This window comes from Flavobacterium sp. DSR3-2, from assembly GCF_049896525.1.
Classification (GTDB): Bacteria; Bacteroidota; Bacteroidia; order Flavobacteriales; family Flavobacteriaceae; genus Flavobacterium.
This window is the reverse complement of record NZ_JAFCUM010000032.1, coordinates 1-2,626: the sequence shown is the minus strand read 5'-3', so window position 1 is coordinate 2,626 and position 2,626 is coordinate 1. Positions and strand designations below refer to the sequence as shown.

3 protein-coding genes are annotated in these 2,626 nt (G+C 33.2%); 1 reads left to right on the top strand and 2 read right to left on the bottom strand.

All coding sequences use genetic code 11. The features are described from left to right. Nucleotides 1-1,226, top strand: a 1,226-nt coding sequence (locus ACP7AV_RS17095) for a phage integrase SAM-like domain-containing protein (RefSeq protein ID WP_426093001.1), incomplete at its 5' end; no start/stop codon positions are given. Between the two features lie 153 nt (nt 1,227-1,379). Here the strand turns inward: ACP7AV_RS17095 and ACP7AV_RS17090 are convergent. Beyond that, nucleotides 1,380-1,670, bottom strand: coding sequence for a helix-turn-helix domain-containing protein (locus ACP7AV_RS17090; protein ID WP_426093000.1), 291 nt, complete (start codon nt 1,668-1,670; stop codon nt 1,380-1,382). A 55-nt stretch (nt 1,671-1,725) separates the two neighbouring features. After that, nucleotides 1,726-2,163 carry a hypothetical protein gene (locus ACP7AV_RS17085; RefSeq protein ID WP_426092999.1) on the bottom strand — a complete coding sequence of 146 codons (438 nt, stop codon included), beginning with the start codon at nt 2,161-2,163 and terminating at the stop codon, nt 1,726-1,728. Between the last annotated feature and the right edge of the window lie 463 nt (nt 2,164-2,626).

Sequence of the window (2,626 nt, the reverse complement as noted above, 5' to 3'; positions counted from 1 at the left end):
AAGTTATGTTAAAAGTAATTTTTTATCTCAAAGCTGGAAAAGCTAACAAAAAGGGAGAATCTCCCATTTTCGCCCGTATCTCTTACAACCAACAGTCAATCACGATGACCACCGGTAAATCAATTCTAAAAGAAAGATGGCTGTTTACCAAAAACCTCAGAACGGTGCTTAAACTTGAAAAGGAAAAGGTATTAAAACACAGCTTGGATCTTTTCCAATTGAATATCGAAAAGAAATTTAATGAACTAGCTAAGGTAAGTTCCGATATTTCATTGGTGGTGGTTAAAAATGAGTTGAATGGTAAAACTACTAATCAAACAAAAGGCGCGAGTATCATAGAAGTTATGGAAAAGCACAATGCCTACTTTGAAAAAAAAGTAACGGCCGGAGAACGATCTAAAGCTTCATTCCAAAAATATGGACGTTCCAAGGAATTACTCGTAAACTTTATGAAGCAGCAGTATGGGGTCGAGGATCTTTTTTCAAATGAGATTTCCAGCGCTTTTGTTTACAATCTTGAATCGTACCTAAAGTATGAAAGTAGTTTTAAAGGAAGAATAGGCATTAAAAACAACTCGATGGTAAAGTATATGAGAATGTACAAAACTGCCTGTAATTATTGTATTAGAATGGGATTAATGGAGAAGAATCCATTTAATCTTTACGATGGAAAGTTAAGTATCAAAGATGCTGTATTTCTAACACATGAAGAATTAGATCGAATTGAGAATAAGAAATTTTCAGTAGAACGATTGGAGCGCGTTAAGGATGTTTTTCTTTTTAGTTGCTACACGGGTTATGCCCCCGTTGATGCCTCTAACCTTACGGCAAGTAATATATTTCAGGATAGTAGTGATGCACTTTGGATTATGACTAATAGGGCCAAAACAGCAATTAGAGCAAATGTTCCTATCCTACCTCCCACCCTGAAGATTATTGATAAGTACAAACATCTTCAGATTGGATTAATACCTCAAATTTCTAATCAGAAAATGAATGCTTATCTTAAGGAGATTGCTGATTTGTGCGGTATAACTAAAAATCTGACGTGGTATGTCGCCAGACATACTTTTGCAACTACGGTAACCTTAGGGAACGGAGTGAGGATAGAAAATGTTTCATCTATGATGGGTCATACTAATATTAAGCAAACACAACATTATGCAAAAGTATTAGATGTAAATGTGATGGAGGATATGACTAAGCTAAAGCAAAAATACAGCTGATCTCCAAATACAAGATCCTTTAAAGTAAAATCCAACGAAATAACAAAAGGATTCCAATTGGAATCCTTTTGTTATTTCTAATAGTATTATTTATCAAATATTTTGAAATATAACATATATATATAAAGCAAAACACATATCAAAATTCCACTTTCATTGCTCGTTTTCGGATAATATTTTTTTGATTTTAATAGCTTCATACAAATATATGTCACCGAGTTTAGTGTAGGGTAGAATTCCCGTTTGTCGGTATTTAATAATGGTATTATTTGACAGTCCAAATAGCTTCTTTAAATCCTCATTCCTATAATAGTAAGTCGATTCGTTAATTTTCTCTCCTCTAATCTTACCATCAATTTTCTCTAATCGGGTGTACAAAGGATCCAACAGCTGTTTGATTGCCGCTAAATATGAAAATTTATTTTCTTTACCTTGTTTTGCCATAAGACATATTTTTTATGATGAAGGAGGATACAATGGAATAACAAAACCGTAAAAATTACCGCTGCGTTAGTTTATGCTTTCTTTCCTGAAATACAGAAATAATTTTATCTAGAAATTGTAACTGTTTATCTCGATAAGTAAAGCCTTTAGATTCAGAAAATTGTTTACTGATATTCTCAATATTTATTTGCATTTTAGAATCCCCAACATACGTAAAGTTTGTTTGTAAAAAATGCTGCATTTTACTCCTATTAGAATTTTCTGCTTTTGCATCAAAAAATAAAATTTTTTCATCCATAAGAATATAGAAGAACTGCGCCAAATCTCTTTTGTTGAAGTTTGAGCTACATTTTTCTAATTTTAAACCGTTTTTTGCACGATCATTTTTTTTGTAAAGTAAATTCTTTTCCTTCATTAAGATCTCAATACGTTCAATTTTCCCAAATAACGTTTCTACTACTTTGGTAAGCTCCTCAATTGTTAACTTTTTCATAGCTCTTTTCCTTTGGAAATTTAACTTCTGAATCAAATAGAGAATATGGAAAATAAATGGTGCTCCCCTGATTTCGCTTACGAGTGGGCTTGTAAGTAATATAACCGTACTCGTTCAGTTCCCGCATACATTTATAGTATGTTTTTGGCGAAGCGATCTTCGCTAGATCCATAATTTCATATCGGTATGCTTGTATTGGATTAACAAAACCCTTACCCGCTCTAAACTGCAACAGTGCGACATAAATACCGATATGCGTAATGCTAATACGGTAGTCATTCTCTATTGCTTTGAAGAAATCGGATAAGGGCTTTAGTAGTTCCATCAAAATTTACATTGAATTAGACTGCTTTTTTTTTCTCTTTTTGACTTCTTGGGGAGCGGCAGGTCCATCGTCATCAGTATTTTGACTCTGTTTTTTATTGTCCTGCTTCTGTGAGGTATTTTGTCCTTCTGATTGCTT